The organism is Streptomyces sp. NPDC093544 (assembly GCF_040683495.1).
Taxonomy (GTDB): domain Bacteria; phylum Actinomycetota; class Actinomycetes; order Streptomycetales; family Streptomycetaceae; genus Streptomyces.
The window spans coordinates 1-18,444 of the sequence record NZ_JBFBEA010000025.1 but is presented as its reverse complement, the minus strand read 5'-3'; the positions used below and the strand labels follow the sequence as shown (position 1 = coordinate 18,444).

General features: G+C 69.3%; 15 protein-coding genes. 11 read left to right on the top strand and 4 right to left on the bottom strand.

Annotated features, from left to right (window positions below; genetic code table 11):
• Nucleotides 1-45 precede the first annotated feature (45 nt).
• The gene (locus tag AB0N66_RS32175) at nt 46-531 is read right to left on the bottom strand and encodes a ribose-5-phosphate isomerase (RefSeq protein ID WP_365441668.1); all 486 of its coding nucleotides are present in this window, start codon (nt 529-531) and stop codon (nt 46-48) included.
• Nucleotides 532-750: 219 nt separating this feature from the next.
• Here AB0N66_RS32175 and AB0N66_RS32170 point away from each other — a divergent pair, with 219 nt between their 5' ends.
• Nucleotides 751-2,232 carry an amino acid permease gene (locus AB0N66_RS32170; RefSeq protein WP_365441666.1) on the top strand — a complete coding sequence of 494 codons (1,482 nt, stop codon included), beginning with the start codon at nt 751-753 and terminating at the stop codon, nt 2,230-2,232.
• An 87-nt stretch (nt 2,233-2,319) separates the two neighbouring features.
• Here AB0N66_RS32170 and AB0N66_RS32165 read toward each other — a convergent pair whose 3' ends face one another.
• Nucleotides 2,320-4,380: a protein kinase gene (locus tag AB0N66_RS32165; protein WP_365441664.1), complete on the bottom strand. Its 2,061-nt coding sequence runs from the start codon at nt 4,378-4,380 to the stop codon at nt 2,320-2,322.
• A gap of 241 nt (nt 4,381-4,621) precedes the next feature.
• Between AB0N66_RS32165 and AB0N66_RS32160 the strand changes: the two genes are divergently transcribed.
• Entirely contained in the window at nt 4,622-5,338 is a 717-nt protein-coding gene (locus AB0N66_RS32160; protein ID WP_365441662.1) for a hypothetical protein, read from the top strand.
• 88 nt (nt 5,339-5,426) lie between these two features.
• Here AB0N66_RS32160 and AB0N66_RS32155 read toward each other — a convergent pair whose 3' ends face one another.
• Nucleotides 5,427-6,014 (bottom strand): biotin transporter BioY, encoded by a 588-nt coding sequence (locus tag AB0N66_RS32155; RefSeq protein WP_365441660.1) that lies wholly within the window; start codon nt 6,012-6,014, stop codon nt 5,427-5,429.
• 607 nt (nt 6,015-6,621) lie between these two features.
• On the opposite strand from AB0N66_RS32155, the gene AB0N66_RS32150 reads away from it, so the two are divergent.
• The 9 genes from AB0N66_RS32150 (at nt 6,622) to AB0N66_RS32110 (ending at nt 17,619) form a co-directional block, all read left to right on the top strand.
• On the top strand, nt 6,622-7,962 hold the full coding sequence (locus AB0N66_RS32150; protein ID WP_365441813.1) for an ROK family protein: 1,341 nt from the start codon (nt 6,622-6,624) through the stop codon (nt 7,960-7,962).
• Between the two features lie 280 nt (nt 7,963-8,242).
• A complete protein-coding gene (locus tag AB0N66_RS32145; RefSeq protein ID WP_365441658.1) occupies nt 8,243-9,316 on the top strand; it encodes an ABC transporter substrate-binding protein in 1,074 nt (357 codons plus the stop codon).
• 5 nt (nt 9,317-9,321) lie between these two features.
• A complete protein-coding gene (locus AB0N66_RS32140; protein WP_365441656.1) occupies nt 9,322-10,188 on the top strand; it encodes an ABC transporter permease in 867 nt (288 codons plus the stop codon).
• Nucleotides 10,164-10,910, top strand: coding sequence for an ABC transporter ATP-binding protein (locus AB0N66_RS32135; protein WP_365441655.1), 747 nt, complete (start codon nt 10,164-10,166; stop codon nt 10,908-10,910). The genes AB0N66_RS32140 and AB0N66_RS32135 overlap by 25 nt, the downstream gene beginning before the upstream one ends.
• Nucleotides 10,907-12,262, top strand: coding sequence for an LLM class flavin-dependent oxidoreductase (locus tag AB0N66_RS32130; protein WP_365441653.1), 1,356 nt, complete (start codon nt 10,907-10,909; stop codon nt 12,260-12,262). The genes AB0N66_RS32135 and AB0N66_RS32130 overlap by 4 nt, the downstream gene beginning before the upstream one ends.
• Before the next feature lie 33 nt (nt 12,263-12,295).
• Nucleotides 12,296-13,195, top strand: coding sequence for a TauD/TfdA family dioxygenase (locus AB0N66_RS32125; protein WP_365441651.1), 900 nt, complete (start codon nt 12,296-12,298; stop codon nt 13,193-13,195).
• Nucleotides 13,196-13,541: 346 nt separating this feature from the next.
• The gene (locus tag AB0N66_RS32120; RefSeq protein ID WP_365441649.1) at nt 13,542-15,755 is read left to right on the top strand and encodes an MMPL family transporter; all 2,214 of its coding nucleotides are present in this window, start codon (nt 13,542-13,544) and stop codon (nt 15,753-15,755) included.
• A gap of 5 nt (nt 15,756-15,760) precedes the next feature.
• Nucleotides 15,761-16,969 (top strand): sensor histidine kinase, encoded by a 1,209-nt coding sequence (locus AB0N66_RS32115; RefSeq protein ID WP_365441647.1) that lies wholly within the window; start codon nt 15,761-15,763, stop codon nt 16,967-16,969.
• Nucleotides 16,966-17,619 (top strand): response regulator transcription factor, encoded by a 654-nt coding sequence (locus AB0N66_RS32110; RefSeq protein ID WP_365441645.1) that lies wholly within the window; start codon nt 16,966-16,968, stop codon nt 17,617-17,619. Before AB0N66_RS32115 ends, AB0N66_RS32110 begins: the two co-directional genes overlap by 4 nt.
• 6 nt (nt 17,620-17,625) lie before the next feature.
• Here AB0N66_RS32110 and AB0N66_RS32105 read toward each other — a convergent pair whose 3' ends face one another.
• The gene (locus AB0N66_RS32105) at nt 17,626-18,264 is read right to left on the bottom strand and encodes a histidine phosphatase family protein (RefSeq protein ID WP_365441643.1); all 639 of its coding nucleotides are present in this window, start codon (nt 18,262-18,264) and stop codon (nt 17,626-17,628) included.
• Nucleotides 18,265-18,444 lie beyond the last annotated feature (180 nt).

Here is an 18,444-nt window from a genome sequence, read left to right as displayed (position 1 = left end):
TCGGCCTGAACGGCCTCGTCCTCAAACGCCGGACGGGCTGAAAGATCAGGCCTGCGGGTGGTGGGCCGGGATCGGGGGCAGGTCGCCTGTTGCCTCGTAGGCCGTGAGCATGTTGATGCGGCGGATGTGGCGTTCGCCGCCGGAGAACGGGGTGGTGAGGAAGGTCTCGACGAACTTCGTCGCTTCTTCCTGGGAGTGCATGCGGGCGCCTACGGCCACGACGTTGGCGTTGTTGTGCTGGCGGCCGAGGGAGGCGGTCTCCTCGCTCCAGGCGAGGGCGGCACGCACGCCGGCGACCTTGTTCGCGGCGATCTGCTCGCCGTTGCCGGAGCCGCCGATCACGATGCCGAGGGAGTCGGGGTCCGCCGCTGTCCGCGTCGCCGCACGGAGGCAGAAGGGCGGGTAGTCGTCCTGGGCGTCGTAGATGAGGGGACCGCAGTCGACGGGCTCGTGCCCGGCGGCCTTGAGCCACTCGACGAGGTGGTTCTTCAGTTCGAGACCGGCATGATCGGAGCCGAGATACACGCGCATGGTTCGAGTGTGACATGGCTGTTTCGGATCGGCCTCGCCGGGTGCCGTCCGTGAAAAGTGTGAGCAACACTATAGAACCTCAAGGAAACCTCAAGTAACGATCTGGAATCAAAGGTTCACGAATCTCTTTGCCTCCGATTCACTGGACCGGCTCGTACGCCCCACTTACACCGCTCGTACGGACGATCTGCTCACCCGGCGAAAAGGAATCCCCTCGATATGACCTCGCAGCCGACCCCCACGAAGGCCGCAAGCGGCCCCGGAGGCTCCGGAGAACCCGGTGGCGGCCTCCAGGCCGGACTCAAGAACCGTCATCTGTCGATGATCGCCATCGGCGGTGTCATCGGAGCCGGACTTTTCGTGGGCTCCAGCTCCGGTATCGCCACCGCCGGGCCCGGCATCCTCCTCTCGTACGCCTTGGTGGGGACGCTCGTCGTCCTTGTCATGCGGATGCTCGGCGAGATGTCCGCCGCGAATCCGACGTCCGGTTCCTTCTCCGCACACGCCGACCGCGCGCTCGGGCGCTGGGCCGGGTTCTCGATCGGCTGGCTGTACTGGTTCTTCTGGGTGGTCGTACTGGCTGTCGAGGCCACCGCCGGGGCCAAGATCCTCGAAGGGTGGATACCCGCCGTTCCCCAGTGGGGGTGGGCGCTCATCGTGATGCTCGTCCTCACCGCGACGAACCTCGTGTCCGTGGGGTCGTACGGTGAGTTCGAGTTCTGGTTCGCCGGGATCAAGGTCGTGGCGATCAGCGCGTTCGTCGTGGTCGGCGCTCTCGCCATCTTCGGCGTGCTGCCGGGTGTCGACGCCGAGAAGGCCGGACTCGGGAATCTCACCGACCACGGCGGTTTCCTGCCCAACGGGCCCGGCGCGATCCTCACCGGCGTGCTGCTGGTCGTCTTCTCCTTCATGGGCAGTGAGATCGCGACCCTCGCCGCCGGCGAGTCCGAGGACCCGCAGCGCGCCGTCACCAAGTCCACCAACAGCATCATCTGGCGCGTCGGCGTCTTCTACCTCGGCTCGATCTTCGTGGTCGTGACCCTGCTGCCGTGGAACGACCCGTCGATCAAGGAGCAGGGCTCGTACGTCGCCGCCCTCGACTCCCTCGGCATCGCGCACGCCGGTCAGATCATGAACTTCATCGTGCTGACCTCCGTACTGTCCTGCCTCAACTCCGGGCTCTACACGGCCTCCCGGATGGCGTTCTCGCTCGGACAGCGGCGGGACGCGCCGAAGGCGTTCGCCAGGACCACCTCCCGTGGTGTGCCGCTGGCCGCCATCATCGTCTCCGTCACCTTCGGCTTCGTGGCCGTCTTCTTCAACTACAAGTTCCCGGACTCGGTCTTCCTCTTCCTGGTCAACTCCTCCGGTGCGGTCGCCCTGTTCGTCTGGCTCGTCATCTGCTTCTCGCAGCTGCGGATGCGGAAGATCATCCAGCGCGAGTCGCCGGAGAAGCTCGTCGTGAAGATGTGGCTGAACCCGTATCTGACCTGGGCGACGGCCGCGCTGATCGTGTTCGTGCTCGGCTACATGCTGACCGACACGGAACACGACGGCCGGGAGACGGTCCTGTTGTCCCTGCTCGTCGCCGCGGTGGTGCTCGTGATCGCCGTGATCCGGCAGAGGAGGGGAGCCGGCGCGCCGGCAGTGCACCCTGTCGCGGACGAGCCTCATGACGACGCTCCGGTGAAGGTCGGCTGATTCGGCCGGCTCTCCCGAGGAGAGTTGGGAGGGGGCCCGCGGCGTTCGTCCTCGCCGCGGGCCCCCTCCCTTCTGTCCAGAGACCGTCTAGAGCACGGTGAAGTCCTTCTTGACCTGTGCGTAGACCTCGAGCGCCTGGTTCTCGATGTCCGGCTGGTACCAGGTGTTGACCTGGTACGACTTCCCGTCGGCCTCGAAGCCCAGCAACTGGGCGTGCCAGGGCGTCCCTTGGAGCGTGAAGAGGTACTCCCAGACGATCGCCGGCCTGCCCCGGAAGGTCGTCTCCTCCAGGCGGATCTTCTGATAGCCCTGCCCCTGGCGGGCGTTCTGCTCCGAGGTCTGCCATGTCTCCATGAGGTCGCCCTTGGCGAGGGAGGACTTGGCCGCGATCTCCTGTTTGCCGTCGGGTGAGGTGTAGTGCACCTCGGAGCCCGTCTTCAGGTCCCGCCGCCAGCCCTTGGGCGTCACCCACGCGTACCCGCCGGCCTCGCGGTGCGCGCCCGGGGGCAGGCTGGGCGGACGTGAGGTGCCCGCGACGGTGGGCGAGGCGCTGCTCGCCGAACTGGTCGGCGCCGATGACGTCGAGGAGTCCGCCTTGTTGTCGTCGGGCGGTCCGCCGGTCGCCGCGATGACCAGCCAGACGGCCACTCCCGCCGCGACCACAGCGCTCCCGGTGACCAGCCCCAGGCGGCGCCGGCTCGGGCGCGGGCCGGCGGGCACGGCGGGGCCGGGGACTTCGCCGGGGGGCATCGCCGTGGGGACGGACGCCGACGGGATCTGGGCCTCCGTCACCGCCTCCGCCGAGGGAGACGGGAAGGGGGAGGGGGTTGTGGAGCCGACCTCCGCGCGTAGTTCGGAGGGGACTTCGGTGGAGGCGTTCACGGCGCCGGAGGCGCTGAGGGTCTCCCCTGCATTGAGGGGCTCGGGCGGGGCTTCCTCGACTGCGAACGGCGGCTGCTTCGGCCGGGGCTTCCTGAAGTCGAGCGAGCTCTTCCGCGTCGGGGTGTGGTGCGCCGGTATCGCGTCCTCTATGGGTTCGGGGTCAGGCTCCGTTCGGGGTGCGGGCTCGGACTGGCGTTCCAGCGCGCACGCGGGCTCGGACTGGCGTTCCAGCTCGTCCGCGGGCTCCGGCTGCCGTACCTCGCTCATGAACTCCGCGTCCAGGAGTACGGGTGTTAGGGCCTCGGCCTGGACCGGCGGAACGGGCGGCGCGGCCGCCGGCGCTTCGTGCGGCGGCTCGGGGGCGGGGCCGGGACCGTGGCCGAGCTCTGACCCCGCCGCGTCCGGATCGGGAGCGGCTCCTCCGGCCTCGCCCAACTCGCCCGCATCGCCCGCCTCCCCCGCGGCGACTGCCTCTCGTGCCGCCCCCGGTCCCGGCTCCGGTCCCGGTCCCGGTCCCGGGAACACCAACCGTCCGAGTTCCGCCTCGAGTTCCTCCAGACCGGGCCGGGTCGACGGCTCCTTCTCCAGGAGTTCCGCCAGGATGTCCCGCAACTCGCCCGCAGACGCGGGGAGTTCAGGCTCCTCGTACAGGACGGCGTGCAGGGTGGCCAGGGTGGTGGCACGGGAGAAGGGGGAACGCCCGCCGAGTGCCGCGCAGAGGGTCGCGCCCAGGGACCACACGTCGGACGGCGGGCCCTGCGGGCGGCCGGAGATGCGTTCGGGCGCCATGTAGTCGGGGGAACCGACCAGCATCCCGGCCATGGTCAGCGCCTTCGCGTCCTGGATCGCGGCGATGCCGAAGTCGGTCAGGACGACTCGGCGACCACTCCGCTCGACAAGGACGTTGCCCGGTTTGATGTCGCGGTGCAGCACTCCCCCGGCGTGCACCTGGCGCAGCGCGACGACCAGTTCGAGCCCGATGCGGGCCGCCTCGCGTGTGCTGAGCGGCCCGTCCTCCGCCACGATCTGCTCCAGCGAGCGGCCGGCGACCAGCTCCATGACGATCCAGAGCCGCTCACCCTCGTCCACGACGTCGTAGATGCGTACGACATTGGGATGGTCGATCCGGGCCGTGGCCCTGGCCTCACGCAATGTGCGTTCCCGGCGGGTGCGCGTGTCCTCCGGGTCGAGTCCGTCTATCCGCATTTCCTTGACGGCGACCTGCCGGTCGAGCATGTCGTCGGCGGCTCGCCACACCCGCCCCATTCCCCCTTGCCCAATACTCTCGACCAGCCGATAACGCCCCGTCACCAATAACCCCGGAACACCGCCCCGCACATTCCCCGACAATCCCCGCACCCCCTCAAGACCCGTCACAATCGCCCGTCACACCAGAACCACTCAGAAACACAATGGTCACACTTCATGCCGTACCAGCATAGTGCGGAGAAATCTTGTGGTACCTCTTCAAGTACTGCGAATTCAGGCGCAGCCAAGGGGGGCGAACATGAGTTCTCATCGTACGACGATCATCGCTGGATCGCTGCTCACGGCATCTTTCTCGGCCGTGATGATCCTTTCCTACACCGCCGTCGCGGACGACCAGGGACCGGGGAGCAGTAAGGGGGGAAAGGCGGTTGACGAGGCGCCGGCGGGTGTAAAGCTGACCACGCTGCTGCCGGAGAGCATTTCCTTGGACAACAGTTCACAGAAGACGGCGATTACCGCCACCGTGAAGAACGAAGGGACCAAGGAAAGCGGCGACATCCGGCTTTTGGTGGTCGGTTTCGACGGCCTGACGGTCAAAGGCGTAAAGGGCTGTTCCGCCATCGCCGAAGGGGATCTTCCCGAGGGATCGAACAGTGGTTTCAGTTGCGCCGTCGGCAATCTCGCGGCGGGCAAGTCGAAGTCGTACGACGTCGACGCCACCTTCGATCTGAGCAAGACCGGAAAGATCTGTCTGCCGGTGCAGACGAGCGACGGAGCGAAGACGTTCTGGCAGCAGGGCCCGGTGCCGTTCGGTACGACGAACCCGTCGCCGAACGCTCCGGCCACCCCGCTGCTGCTCGGCACCGACAACACGCCGGTGGCACCCGGCGGTGACGAGCTGCCCAGGACCGGCGGCAGCAGCGAGGTCCTGCCCCTCGGCGCGGCGGGCGCGGCGCTGGTCTCGGCGGGGGCGGCGGGCCTGTGGTGGGTCCACCGGCGGCCGCAGCAGCGCTGAATCGAGGTGAGGGGTGAGGTGTGAAAGGTGAGGGGGTTGGGAGCCGGACGCGGCTCCCAACCCCCTCACCTGACATCAGCGCTGAACGTCAGCGGTCGAGGAACTTCCACGCCGTGGGCAGCACACCCATCGCCAGGGCCGCCTTCAGGGCGTCGCCGAGCAGGAACGGGGTGAGGCCTGCCGCGACCGCCGCACTGAGCGACATGTCGGCGGCGGAGGCCAGGTACGGGACGCCGATCGCGTAGATGATCGCCTCGCCCAGCAGCATCGTGCCCGCCATGCGCAGGACCGAGCGGTCGGCGCCGCGGCGGGCGAGTGCGCCCACGACGGTGGCGGCGAGCAGCATGCCGAGGATGTAGCCGAAGGACACGGTGGCGCCGGAGCCGCCGCCGGCGAACCACGGGACGCCGGCCAGGCCGAGCAGCGCGTACGTGGCGAGGGAGAAGAGGCCCCGGCTGGTGCCGAGGGCGGTGCCGACGAGGAGTGCCGCGAAGGTCTGGCCCGTCACCGGCACCGGGGAGCCCGGGACCGGGAGGGCGATCTGGGCGGCGAGGCCGGTGAGGGCGGCGCCGCCGAGGACCAGGGCGGTGTCCCTGACGCGGGAGGCGGGGAGCAGGTCGGCGAGGACCTCGCCGGGGCGTATGCCCGTGCGGGTGGTGGCGGCTTCGGTGCTCATGGGGACTCCGGCGGGGTGACGGCAGGTTCGGGACACGGTGACGCTATCCCAGGGGTGCGTGGGTGATCACCGTCAGCGGTCGACAAAGGGTGGAGCGAGGGGTTGGTCGGCTTCTCACAAAGGGGGTGGGGTACACCTGTGGGGGCGTGATGCTGGTCACTGTGGTGGGGTCGGTTTGGGCACGGGGTGAGGTGAGCCGGGACTGTGGGGTCCCGCCAAAGGCTCTTTCGCCCCCTCCGCCCCTGCCCATTCCAGTCACTTGGGGGCTCCGCCCCAAAACGCCCGCTCCTCAAACCCCCGCTCCTCAAACGCCGGAGAGCTGTCTCCAGCTCGTCCGACGCCCCCAGGAACACTGGAAGGGAGGGGCTGAGACGGACCGGAGGGGGCGAAGAAGCCCGCCCCTAGCAGGATCCGCCGGGCAACCCCTACCCTCGACCCATGGTTGCCCAGGCTGAGAACTTCGCGTCGCGTCGCTATGTCGACCTGCGCCGCCAGGGCACGGCCACCTGTCGCCGCACTGTGTAGGGCGGGACGGAGCGGATCCGGCTCGCCGAGACGAAGACGGCGCAGTGTCGGACCAGCCCCGAGGAAGTTCTCCATGCTCTCCATGCCCCGTACCGCGGCACCACCCCGGACGCCCCCTCCCGGCACTCCTCACCGAGCCGCCGACAGCGCGCGTCGCAGGACCAGCGCCAGTGTCATCCTGCGGTCCGTGCTGGAGCACGGGCCGGTCGCCCGGAGCACCGTCGCCCGACTGACCGGGCTGTCTCCGGCGTCGGTGACCGACTACTGCGCCCAGTTCGCGGGGCTCGGTCTGATCCGGGAGGCGCCCACGCCCCGGCAGTCGAAGGGCGTGGGGCGCCCGCACGTACCGGTCGACCTGGACGACGCCCGATTCGTGGTCGGCGGAGTACATGTGGCGGTGCCCTACACGACCGTCGCGTTGCTCGATCTGCGCGGCCGAGTGGTGGCTGAGCGGCGGCTGAGTCACGACGGTGGCAACGAGCCGGGCCGGGTGCTGGCGAACGCCGCCGACGGTCTCGCCGCACTGCTGGCGGACGCCCCCGGCCGTACGGCGCTGAGCGTGGGCGTCGCCGGCGGGGGCTGGGTGGACCGGGATTCCGGGACCATCGTGGAGCACCCGATGCTGGGCTGGCGTGAGGTCGCCGTAGGGGATGCGATCGGCGCGCGTACCGGGCTGCCGGTCCATGTGGACGGCCACGCGAAGGCGTTGGTCAACGGGGAGCGGCTGTTCGGGCGGGCGCGCGGCAGCCGGAGCGTGCTGCACCTGTTCGTCGGCAACGTGGTGGACGCGGCCTTCGCCACCCATGACGAGGTGCACTACGGTCCCCGCTCCCAGGCCGGGGCGATCGCCCATCTGCCGCTCGCGGGCGGCACGGAGCGGTGCGGCTGCGGCCGGACCGGCTGCCTCCAGGCCGAGTTGAGCGAGCGGACACTGTGCCGACGGGCCCGCGAGGCGGGGATCATCGCCGGCGTGAACCCGATGCACGTCGTGGCCGCGGCGGCGGACGGTAACCGGATCGCCGTACGGCTGTTGCTGGAGCGCGCCCGGATGATCGGGCGGGCCGCCGGGCTGCTGCTCGACGTGCTCAATCCGGAAACCGTCGTCGTCACCGAGGTCGGTGTCATGTACCGGGAGGACTGCCTGCGGGCGCTGCGCGAGGCGGTCGGGCGCGAACGGGCGGCGGCGGTCGTGCCGACCAGTTTCCCGGAATCCGTGCTGGCCGTGGCGGGCGGTTCGGTGGCTCTCGACGTGTTCTACCGGGATCCGCTGGGCGCGTCGCCCGAGCCGATACCGGGGCCGTCACCTGAGCCGTCACCGAAGCCGATACCAGGGCCGTCGCCGGGCCGTCACCGGGGCCGATTTAATTCAGAAACTCCGAATGTTGACAGGCCTTACGGGCGGCAAGGAGCATCCTCCTCATGAGCAGCTCGCGAGTGCAGGTTCCGCTCACCAAGTGCCGTGTCATCGACCTCATGCGGGTCGCACGCGCCATTTGTTGCTGACGCGTTGACGCACTGACGTTCCCTCGAACACCCGGGTTCCCCTGCCGCGCCTTCGGCGTGTACCTCCTCGCCCTCGCCCTCGACGTGTGCTTCCGCACCTTGGGTGTGTGCCTCCTCATGCGCTCATTCACCTTTTCCCGGCTCAGCCCTGTCCGGAATTCCGCGCGTTTTCCTGCCACTTGAATCCCCGGAGTCCTCCCATGTCACCACTGTCCTCCTCCGCGTCCGGTATCGACCGGCGGCTGTTCCTGTCCTCTCTGCTCGGCGCCGCCGCTGTCGCCGGCCTCAGCGGCTGCGCGGGCAGCAGTGCCGCCGGCAACTCCTCCAAGGGGTCACTTTCCGCCCCGCTGGCCGCCAAGGTCCCGTCCGGTACGAGCCTCAAGATCGCCTCGTATCAGGGCAGGCAGCAGACCCAGTTCAGGCTGGCCGGCCTCGACGACCTGCCCTTCACCGTCGCCGACTGGCCGAACATCGGCGCCGGTCCCGATGTCATCAACGCCTTCCGTGCCAAGTCCCTGGACGTCGGCAACAACGCGGGCATCCCGCCGATCCAGGCGCACTACCAGGGCTTCGACGCGAAGATCGTCGCGATCAACGTCACGCGCAAGCCCAACTACGCCTTCGCCACCAAACCCGGCAGCGATGTCAAGGACGTCCAGGGCTTCAAGGGCAAGAAGCTGGCCTTCTCACAGGGCCAGGCGCAGGGCGTCGTCCTGTTGCGCGCCCTGAAGGAGGCGGGGCTGGCGTACGACGATGCGGAGCTGGTGCCGCTGACCAGCAACCAGTTCCTCACCGCGCTCCAGTCCGGCCAGGTGGACATCGCTCCGCTCGGCAACGAGCAGGTGCCCGCCTATCTCAAGCAGTACGAGTCCAAGGGCGCGCACATCATCACCACCGACGTGGTGGACCTCCTCAACCTGCTGTGGGCGCCCACCTCCGTCCTCGCCGACTCCGCGAAGGCCGCCGCGATCGCCGCGTACATCCCACGCTGGGCGCAGGGCACCGTGTGGTCGTACGAGCACCCCGACGAGTGGAACGAGGAGTTCTACGTCAAGACGCAGAACCTGAACCTCGAACAGGCCCAGGCGATCACCGATCTCGCCAACAAGCCGCTGTATCCGCCGAGTTGGGACGAGGCGGTGAAGTGGGAGCAGGAGACCGCCGATCTGCTGGCCGAGGGCGGCTTCGTGAAGGCGTTCAAGGTCGGCTCGCTCTTCGACCGGCGCTTCGAGGGCATAGCGGCGAAGTCCGTACCCGCCGAGTACCGGAGTTGACCGCCATGACCACCACCACGACCAGCACAGTGACCCCCACCACCGCCACCGACGCCGCACCCGTGGAGGTCACGGGGAAACCCGCTCGCAAAAGGCGCCGCGGACTCGCTCCCGGCAAGCGGCTGCCCGCCTCCCGCGTCATCGGCCCCGCCCTGTTCTTCGCCCTCTGGGCCGCCGCTTCGGCCGCCGGACAGCTGGACCCCGGCGCGATACCGGCGCCCTGGACGGTCCTCAGCACCGCCGGTCATCTGTGGACCGATGGCACACTCCCCACGGATGTGCTCACGTCCCTGGAGCGCGCCGGATACGGGTTCGCGCTTGGCCTGACCGCCGGGGTGGTGCTGGCGCTCGCGTCCGGGCTCAGCCGGATCGGCGAGGCGCTGATCGACGGAACTGTGCAGCTCAACCGGGCCATCCCGACGCTCGGCCTGATCCCGCTGTTCATCCTCTGGCTGGGCATCGGCGAGACCTTCAAGATCGCGATCATCTCCATCGTCGTCTACATCCCGATCTATCTGAATCTGCACTCCGCCCTGTCCGGCATCGACCACCGCTATGTCGAACTCGCCGAGGTCCAGGGGCTGTCCAGGGTCGCCTTCGTCCGGCAGATCGTCATCCCCGGCGCGCTGCCCGGCTTCTTCGTCGGTCTGCGGCTCGGGGTGACCGGGTCCTGGCTGTCCCTGGTCGTCCTGGAGCAGATCAACGCCACCAACGGCCTCGGCTACATGATGTTCCAGGCCCAGAACTACGGGCAGAGCGACGTCATCCTCGTCGGTCTGCTGATCTACGGGGTCTTCGGTCTGGTCTCCGACAGCGCGGTCCGTCTCATCGAACGGAGGGTGCTGTCATGGCGACGCACGCTGAGCAACTGACATCCACTCAAAAGCAGCTCACTGTCCAACTCCGGGGACTGACACGTTCCTTCGAGGGCCGCAAGGTTCTGGACGACATCGACCTGGACCTTCCGGCGGGTCAGTTCACGGCCCTGCTCGGGCACAGCGGCTCCGGCAAGAGCACCCTGCTGCGGGCCATCGCCGGCCTCGACCACTCCGTCGTCGGCAGCGGCCAACTCACGGCGCCGGAAAGGGTGTCGGTCGTCTTCCAGGACTCCCGGCTGCTCCCCTGGCGCCGGGTCCTCGACAACGTACTGCTCGGCGCGGACGGCAAGCAGGCCGCCGGACGCGGTCGCGCCGCGCTCTCCGAGGTGGGCCTCGCGGGCCGCGAACGGGCCTGGCCGAACGAGCTGTCCGGCGGCGAGGCCCAGCGCGCCGCACTGGCCCGCTCTCTGGTCCGTGAGCCCGAACTCCTCCTTGCCGACGAGCCGTTCGGCGCCCTGGACGCGCTCACCCGGATCAAGATGCACGTCCTGCTGCGCGAGCTGTGGGAGCGCCACCGGCCCTCCGTGCTGCTCGTCACGCACGACGTGGACGAGGCGATCGTGCTCGCCGACCGGGTGCTCGTGCTCGACCAGGGGCGTATCGGCCTGGATCTGACCGTCGAGATCCCCCACCCCCGCTCGTATCGCGACCCCCTGCTCGGCGAGTACCGCGAGCGGCTGCTCGCCGCCCTGGGCGTCACGGAGGACCACAAGTGACCACCTCACCGACCGCGCGTCAGTTGCACCTGAACGCCTTCCTGATGAACACCGGGCACCACGAGGCCTCCTGGCGGCTGCCCGAGAGCGACCCGTACGCGAGCGTCGACCTCGCGCACTACGTCAACCTCGCCCGGATCGCGGAACGCGGCACCTTCGACTCGCTCTTCCTCGCCGACGGCCCGGTCCTGTTCAACAGCGTCGGCCAGCGCCCGTCCGGCACCCTCGAACCCATCACCCTGCTCACGGCCATCGCCACGGCCACTCAGCACATCGGCCTGATCGCCACCGCCTCGACCTCCTACAACTCCCCCTACAACCTGTCCCGCCGATTCGCCTCACTCGACCACCTCAGCGGCGGCCGGGCCGGCTGGAACATCGTCACCACCGCAGGCGCCGAGGCCGCCCGCAACTTCGGCCTCGACGACGAGCCCGCCCACGCAACCCGCTACGAGCGCGCCGCCGAGTTCCTCGACGTGGCGCTCAAGCTCTGGGACAGCTGGGAGGACGACCTGGTCGTCGGCGACAAGGCCACGGGTGTCTGGGGCGACGAGCGCAAGCTCCACCCGCCGCGCCACAAGGGGACGTACTTCAGTGTCGAGGGCGCCCTCAACGTCCCCCGCACACCCCAGGGTTACCCGCTCCTCGTGCAGGCGGGGTCCTCCGACGACGGCAAGCGCTTCGCGGCCCGGTACGCGGAGGCGGTGTTCACCGCGCAGCAGACCCTCAAGGACGCGCAGGACTTCTACGCCGACCTCAAGTCCCGTACAGGCGCGGCCGGCCGGGACCCGGACCACGTCAAGATCCTGCCCGGCATCGTCCCGGTCATCGGCTCGACCGAGGCCGAGGCGCGCGCACACGAGCGGGTCCTTGAGGACCACATCGTGTACGAGCACGGTCTTTACCGTCTGGAACACCTGCTGCACCTGGAGCCGGGCACGCTCGAACTCGATGCCCAATTGCCCGCCGAACTACCGCCGGAGAGCGCCATCGAGGGCGCCAAGAGCCGCTACACGCTTGTGGTCGAACTCGCGCGGCGCGAGCGACTCACCGTCCGCGAGCTGATCGGCCGACTCGGGGGCGGGCGCGGACACCTGACCTTCACCGGTACGCCCGAGCAGGTCGCCGACGCGATCGAGGACTGGTTCCGGCTCGGCGCCGCGGACGGCTTCAACATCATGCCCGCCGTACTGCCGTCCGGCCTCGAACTCTTCGTCGACCAGGTCGTGCCGATCCTGCGCACCCGCGGTCTGCTCCGCACGGAGTACGGGCCGCGACAGACCCTTCGGGAGCGGTACGGGCTTCCGCGGCCGGCCAATCAGTACGCAAGCCCCGTACTCGCCTCCCACTGAGACCGCCCGCGTCCGAACTGAAAGGACCCGCACATGTCCGGCATAGAGATCCGCAAGGTCACCGCGAAGATCGGTGCGCAGATATCCGGCGTCGACATCGCCAAGCCCCTCGACGACGAGACCATCGTCGCCGTCCGCGCCGCCCTCAACGAGCACAAGGCGCTGGTCTTCGACGCCGACGGCCTGGACGACGAGGGCCAGCAGGCCTTCGCCCGCCAGTTCGGCGACCTCACCACCGCGCACCCGACCGTGCCCGCGATCGACGGCGCCCCGAACGTGCTCCCCGTGGACAGCGAGCGGGGCCGCGCCAACCACTGGCACACCGATGTCACGTTCGTCCTCAACCCGCCCCAGGCCAGCACCCTGCGCAGCATCACCATCCCGCCGTACGGCGGCGAGACCCTCATCGCCAACTCGGCGGCCGCCTACCGCGACCTGCCCGAGCCGCTGCGTCAACTCGCCGACAACCTCTGGGCCGAGCACACCAACGACTACGACTACGCGGTGCCGGACGAGGAGGTCGACGAGGAACAGGCCGAGCAGCGCGCCCAGTTCACCTCCATCAACTTCCGCACGGCCCACCCGGTCGTCCGGGTCCACCCGCTGACCGGCGAGCGCGGGCTGTTCATCGGCGGGTTCGCGCAGCGGATCCTCGGCCTGTCGGTCGGCGAGTCCCGCAAGATCCTCGACCTCTTCCAGTCGTACGTCACCCGGCCCGAGAACATCCTGCGCTGGCGCTGGTCCCCGAACCAGCTCGTCCTCTTCGACAACCGGATCACCCAGCACTACGCCATCGACAACTACGACGGACAGCCCCGCCGTCTGCACCGCGTGACCGTCGCCGGTGACGTGCCGGTCGGCATCGAGGGCAAGGAGAGCTACTCGATCGCGGGCGACGCCTCGCACTACACCTCGGTCACGACGGTCGAGTAACCGAACGGAGCAAGCCCTCTCGAAAGGCCCTCGCATGCGTCACGCGAGGGCCTCTTTGTTGCTAGCGTGTAGTTGCACATAGATTGCAATAAGAGTTCGGAGAAGATCGACTTCATCGAGGCCTTCGGGGCATCGCCTTTGAAGCATGGCCCTTTGGAGCATGCATAGAGCGTCCTGCCCGTGATCGTCTTCTCAACCTTCACGTAGCAGGCGGATGGAAGGAAAGCCCCCGCGAGGACATGACTCGCGGGGGCTTTCCCCATCCCTGGGGTCCACCGACTGGTGGACGGCAAGTTCAACCGACTGCCTCTGTCCGTCAACTGCCCAGGCCAGCGAGGCTTTGGGCATGAACTCATTGACTGTGCGGGTGGCGCGCTGGAGCGCTCGGCACCCTTGGCGGGCCATCGTCGGATGGCTACTTTTCGTGGCGCTGTGCCTGGCGGCCGGCAGTGCCGTCGGTATCAACAGCGCGAAGACGGCGGACTACCGGGTCGGCGAGGCGGGCCGCGCGGAGGCCATGGCGGCCGAGGGACATCTCGAGCGCCGGTCCGCGGAGCAGGTGCTGATCTCCGCCCGGTCCGGTGCCCTCGACAAGGGCGTGGCCGAAGCCGCCGCGCAGGACCTCACCGCCCGGATGGAGCGGCTCCCCGAGGTCGAGAGCGTGGCCGACCCGCTGCTGTCCCAGGACGGCCGGATCCTCATGGTCGAGGTGGCCCTGAAGGGCGAGGAGCGGGACGCCAAGGACAAGGTCGACGCGCTGGTCGCGCAGACCGGGGCCGTACAACAGGCGCATCCCGACCTGCTGCTCCAGGAGACCGGAAGTCCCTCCATCAGCAAGGGAGTCGACCAGCAACGTGGCGACGACCTCGCGCTCTCGGAGGCGATCACCCTCCCCGTCACGCTGATCACGCTGCTGATCGTGTTCGGGTCGGTGACCATGGCGGGTGTGCCGCTGCTGCTGGCTCTGTCGTCGATCGCGGCGGCCGTCGGGCTCTCGATGGTGGCCTCGCACCTCTCCCCCGACACCGGGGTCGGCATGAACGTCATCCTGATGATCGGCCTCGCGGTCGGCGTCGACTACACGCTCTTCTACCTCAAGCGGGAGCGCGAGGAGCGTGCCCGCGCCGGCGGCCGGCTGAGCTCCGAGGCGCTGGTCGAGCTGGCCGCGGCGACCTCGGGCCGGGCGGTGGTGGTGTCCGGGCTTGCGGTCGTGGCCTCCACGGCGACGCTGTATCTGGCCGCGGACGTGATCTTCTCCTCGCTGGCCACCGGCACCATCGTGGTCGTCCTGGTCGCGGTGGCCAGCTCCCTGACGGCGCTTCCCGCACTGCTGGTCAAGCTCGGGAGGCGGGCCGAGCGCAAGCAGCGCCGGCGTGCCGAGCGCGGTAAGCCGGTACGGCGGTGGAGGCGGGGCGGCGACGGCAGCGACAACGGCGGCGGCCGGATCTGGACCGCGCTGCTGCGCCCCGCGAGCAAGCACCCCCTGGCCACCCTCTGCGTATCGGTCCTCGCGCTGCTCGCGCTCGTCACCCCGTTGGCCGGGCTGAAGATCACGGAGATGAGCCGAGACACGCACTCGCGCGAGATCCCCGCGATGCGGGTGTACGACCGGCTCAACGAAGCGTTCCCCGAGCAGCGCGTGACGCACCAGATCGTCGTACGCGCCGACGCCGACCGCGTCGAGGAGGTCACCGCGTCGCTGCACAAGCTTGCTCAACTCGCCGAAACGGACCAGCTGTTCACCGGCTCGGAGCGGATACGTACGTCCGCCGACCAGCGCGTCAGCGTGCTTGAGCTGAAGGTGCCGTATCTCGGCAACTCCGATGAGGCGTACGACTCCCTCGACCACCTCCGCGACGACTATCTGCCCGCCACCGTCGGCCGCGTCCAGGGCGCCGAGTTCGGTGTGAGTGGTGACGTCGCGCGCTATGCCGACTATCCGGCCCACCAGAACAGCAAACTCCCGCTGGTTCTCGGGGCGTTGCTGCTCGTGACCTTCGCGATGACCGTGTACGCGTTCAGGTCGGTGGTCCTCGGCCTGATCGGTGTCGTACTGAATCTGTTGTCCGCCTCGGCGGCGCTCGGACTGCTCGTCCTTGTGTTCCAGGGGAGTTGGGCCGAAGGGCTGCTGGACTTCCACTCCACCGGCTCGATCGGCTCGCGCGTACCGCTCTTCCTCTTCGTGATCCTCTTCGGACTCTCCATGGACTACCAGGTGTTCGTGGTGAGCCGGATCAGGGAGGCCGTGCTCGCGGGCGCGACGACGCGGCAGGCGGTGCTCGACGGGATCCGCAGCTCGGCGAGCGTGGTGACCAGCGCCGCCGTCGTGATGATGACCGTCTTCGTGAGCTTCGCCTTCCTCCACATCATCGAGATGAAGCAGATCGGCTTCGTGCTCGCGGCGGCCGTGCTGCTCGACGCCTTCATCGTCCGGATCCTGATCCTGCCGTCGGCGATGCTGCTGCTCGGGGAGGCGAGCTGGTGGCCCTCGCGGGGAATGGGGCAGGCGAGGATTCTGGAGCGGGCGGCCCCCAAGATGCCCGTGGCCGACGTACGTTGATCGTCATGACCGCTCTCACCGGGCCCTTGGCCGACACGTTCTGGGCCACCTCGCTGCGCCGCTGGAACACGGTGTGCTGGGCGCTGTTCGCCGCGATGGCTGTCGGCCTCGTGACGATGGACCCGCCCGGTGGGAGCAAGTACGGGGCGCTCGCGCTGCTCGGCTGCGTGGTGCTGAGTTACGCGGTGCTCGACCGCTTCCCGGACAATCCCGTCGTACGGCCGCACGTCTACCTCTCGGTGCTGGCGCTCGCGCTCGGCGGGCTCGCCTATCTGCGCAGCAGTTACGCGGCGCTGTTCATCGTGACGCTGCCGCACTACTGGATGTTCGGGCGTTCCCCGAGGGCCTCGATGGGGTTCCTCGGGCTTGCCACCGCCACGACGGTGACCGGGAGTTGGATCCAGCAGGGCTGGACGGCGGAGTTCTTCGGCGAAACCCTCGTGTCCACGCTGATCGTGGTCGCCGTGGGGGTGCTGCTCGGGCTGTGGGCCCACGCGGTGGTCGCGCAGAGCGCCGAACGGGCCCGGCTGATCGAGGAGTTGGAGCTGGCACAGACTCAGCTGTCCCAGGCACACCAGCGGCAGGGCGCGGCGGACGAACGGGAGCGGATGGCCCGGGACATCCACGACACGCTCGCGCAGGGCTTCGCCTCGATCATCGTGCTCGCTGAGGCGGCCCGGGCGGGGGTCGCCGACGATCCGCAGCGAAGTACCCAGCAGCTGCGGTCGATCGAGTCCACAGCACGGGAGAACCTGGCGGACGCAAGGGAGTTGGTCAGCTCCGGCGCTCAACCGGGCCACTTCGCGGCCGGTTCGGTGGCGCAGACCCTGCGCCGCACGCTGGACCGTTTCGCGGAGGACACCGGGCTCGTCGTGGACGCCGACCTGGCGGACCCCGACTGCGACCAGCAGACCCGGATCGCGCTGCTGCGCTGCACCCAGGAGTCCCTGGCCAACGTACGCAAGCACGCGCGCGCGACCACCGTCGGTGCGGTGCTGGCCCGGCAGGCGTACGGCGTGGAGCTGGAGATCACCGACGACGGGACCGGGTTCGTGGTGGAGGAGTCGACGGGCTTCGGGCTCGACGGAATGCGCAAGCGGCTGGCGGAACTGGGCGGGAGCCTCACCGTGACGAGTTCGGTGGGGGACGGGACGCGGGTCCTGGCCGTGATTCCCATGGAGGCGACGGCAGTGGAGAGCGAGGTGGCGGTGTGAGCGGCACGAGTGGCGCCAGGCAAGGGCTGCGCATCATCGTGGTGGACGACCACGCCGTGATGCGGGCGGGAGTGCTCGCCCTGCTCGCCGCCGAGGACAGCATCGAGATCGTCGGCGAGGCGGGCGACGGGCGGGCGGCGCTCGAACTGGTGGAGCGGTACGACCCCGATGTCGCACTGGTCGACCTGCGGATGCCGGTGCTCGACGGGGTGGCGACCACCGCGGAGATCGTCAGCCGCTTCTCCCGTACGCGGGTGCTGATCCTGACGACGTACGACACCGACGCCGAGATCGAGCGCGGGGTCGAAGCCGGGGCCATCGGCTACCTCCTCAAGGACACCACCCGCGAGCAGCTGGTCGACGCGATCCACGCGGCGGCGCGCGGCGAGACGGTGCTCGCACCCCGAGTGGCCGAGAAGCTGGTCGCCCGTATGCGGCAGCCCGCCCCGGTCCCGCTCACAGCCCGCGAGACGGACGTCCTGAACGCCGTGGCGGACGGCCTCACGAACGCCGACATCGGGCGCCGGCTGGTCATCGCCGAGGCCACCGTCAAGACGCACCTGCTGCGCCTGTTCGCCAAGCTCGACGTGAACGACCGGACGCGGGCGGTGGTGGTGGCGATGGAGAAGGGGTTGCTGCGGCGCCCGTAGCCGCTCTTACGCGCACGGCACGTTGAGTGAGAGAAGGGCGACCGCCCCGCCGTCGACACTTACGTCGACACGTAGTTCGGTGATCGCCGCGTTGCGCAGTTGTGGGAACACGCGGCGGTACTCGCTCAGCGGGATGGACAGGAGCGAGCACAGGGCCAGGCGGAGCAGCGTGTTGTGGGCGACGACCAGGACGCGCTCGCCCGTGTGCGCGGTGGCGATGCCGCGCAGGGCCTTCACACCGCGGGCTGTTGCCGTACGGGGGTCCTCCGCCTCCGGGAAGGGGTACGCCACCGGGTCCGTCCGGAACGCCTTCGCGCGGGCCGGGTTCTCGGCCGCGAACTCGGCGAGGGTACGGCCCTCCAGGACCCCGAAGTCGCATTCCCGCAGGGCGGGTTCGCGGTGCGGGGTGAGGCCGAGGGCTCGGCAGGTGGGCTCCGCGGTGGCGGCGGCGCGCGACACCGTCGATGTCCAGACCGCGTCGACGCTGTGTGTGGCGGACCAGCGGCCGAGGGCCTCCGCCTGGGCGCGGCCCTCGTCCGTGAGGGCGATGTCGCTCACCCCGGCGTAGCGGCTCTCGGCGTGCCAGACGGTCTGCCCGTGACGGGCGAGGAGAAGGGTCGTCGTTGACCCGGGGGGCGTGCTCATTCCCCGCAGTATCCAGGGCGTGGCGATGTGGCGTGGGGGGATCGGGAGGGTTTTCTCGCCCCCTCCGCCCCTACCCGTCCCGTTTCTGGGGGCTGCGCCCCCAGACCCCCGCTATCGGCCTGAACGGCCTCGTCCTCAAACGCCGGACGGGCTGAAACAGGGCGGAGGGGGCGAAAAAAC